Source organism: Bradyrhizobium sp. (assembly GCF_016462955.1).
GTDB lineage: Bacteria > Pseudomonadota > Alphaproteobacteria > Rhizobiales > Xanthobacteraceae > Bradyrhizobium.
In genome coordinates this window covers 2,210-4,374 of record NZ_JAEMSD010000541.1, presented here as the reverse complement: position 1 = coordinate 4,374, position 2,165 = coordinate 2,210, and the positions used below count along the sequence as shown (strand labels likewise).

Here is a 2,165-nt window from a genome sequence, read left to right as displayed (position 1 = left end):
GCCCGCCTGCAGCGGACCGGGACGCGTCTGACGTCGCCGTTGGCGGTGTGGGAGGCGGGGGTCGCGGTGGCGCGGGTTCTTAATCTTTCGGTCAGCGCCGCCGCGGAAGCGGTCGACGGCTATCTGGCGCTGATGGAAATCGCCGTGGTGGCGGTGCCGCCGGAGACGGCGCGGATCGCATTGGATGCCTTCGACCGGTTCGGCAAGGGCCGGCATCCGGCGAGCCTCAATTTTGGGGACTGTTTTGCCTATGCCTGTGCCCGGCATCTGGGGCAGCCCTTGATGTTCAAGGGCGGCGATTTTCCGCAGACCGACATCGAGGCCGCCTGAGGCGGCCGCCAGGCCGTCCCTGCAACCGGAAGGGCAGGGGACTTTGTCTTCCGGAACGGCAAAGCGCCTCAGCATGGCGGGCTCACGGGCCGATCGGGTGCCCAGACGATGCGATGTCCGGGGCTCCCCAGAGCTCAGACTCGCTGATTTGCGCCGTGACGTCCAACCCTATCGATAAGGGGTGGTTATCGATAGTGAGAGGTGGCCGGGAACATGCCTCGCTATGACGGAACCCAAAGCTGTGTTAGCTTCCGTTTCGGTGATTCCTGTTAAGGTTATCAAGACCTTGTCGCCCAGCTACAAAATCCCCGATCCGCTGCCCTGGGCCCAGCTCGCCGGTCCGCTCGCCGCCGCCGAAGATGCGCTCGCCCGCCTCGACGAGCGGCTGGCCAGAAGTCCGATCCGCGAGGGTTGGGTCGCCCGCACCCATTATACCGATGCCTGCGCCAGTCTGTGGCTGGAAGGTGAGCTCGTCCATCTCGAAGATCTGGTTCTCCACGACGCCGGCATGGATATCCGCGCCCCGACCCACGAGCTGACCCGAGCCCGGGCCGTGCTGCGGACGCGCCGTCGCATCGCCGACGCCAAACCCGGCTGGGCGCTGTCGGTCGCCGGCCTTGCTGGCTTGCGCGGCCGGGAAGGGGAGGACGACCGGGAAACGGCGAGGGGAGACGAGCGCGACGACGCCGAATTCGACGGTGACGACGAGGCCGGTATCGACGGTCAGCCCGGGCTCATCGAGACGGACCAGCGCCTTGCGGCCGCCTTCGCCGCGGTCGACGCCGCGATGGTCCGCGCGGAGCAGACGTTAGCCGGCGAGGGCCGCCCCCGGACGGAGCGCGATCCGCTGGTCTACGATCCCGACTGGGACGAAGACGCCCGGATCGAGGACTGGCGCGCCACCCTCGACCAGACTCGCCCCCTGCCCCCGACCTTGGCGGCGGCGATCGCAGCGGAGGCTTGGGACCAGATTGCACCGCTACAGCATACGCCCTGGCTCGGCCGGCTGCTCGCAGCTAGCGTGTTGCGCGATCGCGGCAAGTCCCGCTGGCATCTGCCATGCCTGCACGAGGGGCTGAAGGCGATCCCGCGTGAACGCCGACGGCCGCGCGACGCTGCGGCGCGACTCGCCGTCCAGCTCGAGGCGATCACCGCTGCTGCCGCGGCCGGCCTCAAGGACCACGATCGCTGGCTGAACCAGCGCACCCTGCTTACCCGCAAACTCAACGGCCGCCGCACCACCTCCCGGCTGCCGGCACTCTTGGACTACGTGCTGACCCGCCCAATTGTCTCGGCCGGCATGATCGCCAAGGAACTTGGCATCACGCCGCGCGCCGCGCAGGACCTGGTGGCCGAGCTCGGCTTGCGCGAGGCGACCGGACGGGGACGCTATCGGGCGTGGGGGATTCTCTGAAAGGCCGCCCCCTGCTTGGGCTGTCCGAAGTTTGCATATGTATTTCGGACATCCAATTTGCCATCTGTGGCCGTCGGCCATTTGCGTTGTTTAAATCGGGCAGTAACCCCATCGTGAAACACTTCGATTGAGGTTATGATTCGTCCCACAGGGGAAAGTAAAGCAGAGCCATGGCCCGCGGGGAGTTGATGAAGAAATTGCTGGCCAGCTACGGTCGGGACGACGAGTTCCGCGCCGTGGCAGAGCAAATCATCGACGAGGAGGAGAAGAAGAATAATCGCGCTCTGGCACGGAGCCTGCGCAAGACGCTCGAGGCTGGCCCGAGCCGGCCGAGCGGTCCCAAGGCGCTCGCGCCCCTCATTCCCTTTCCCGAGGCGGCGGCGGATTTTATCGAGCGGGTTGAGCCGCGGCACAGCCGGAA

2 protein-coding genes and 1 pseudogene are annotated in these 2,165 nt (G+C 66.9%); all 3 read left to right on the top strand.

The features are described 5' to 3' along the window. On the top strand, positions 1–330 hold a 330-nt coding region (locus JHD07_RS33850; RefSeq protein WP_291630064.1), incomplete at its 5' end, for a type II toxin-antitoxin system VapC family toxin. Between the two features lie 223 nt (positions 331–553). Continuing rightward, positions 554–1,744, top strand: a complete 1,191-nt coding sequence (locus JHD07_RS33845; RefSeq protein ID WP_196236098.1) for an RHE_PE00001 family protein — start codon at positions 554–556, stop codon at positions 1,742–1,744. Positions 1,745–1,932: 188 nt separating this feature from the next. Continuing rightward, a pseudogene (locus JHD07_RS33840) lies at positions 1,933–2,165 on the top strand (ATP-binding protein); the annotation flags it as partial.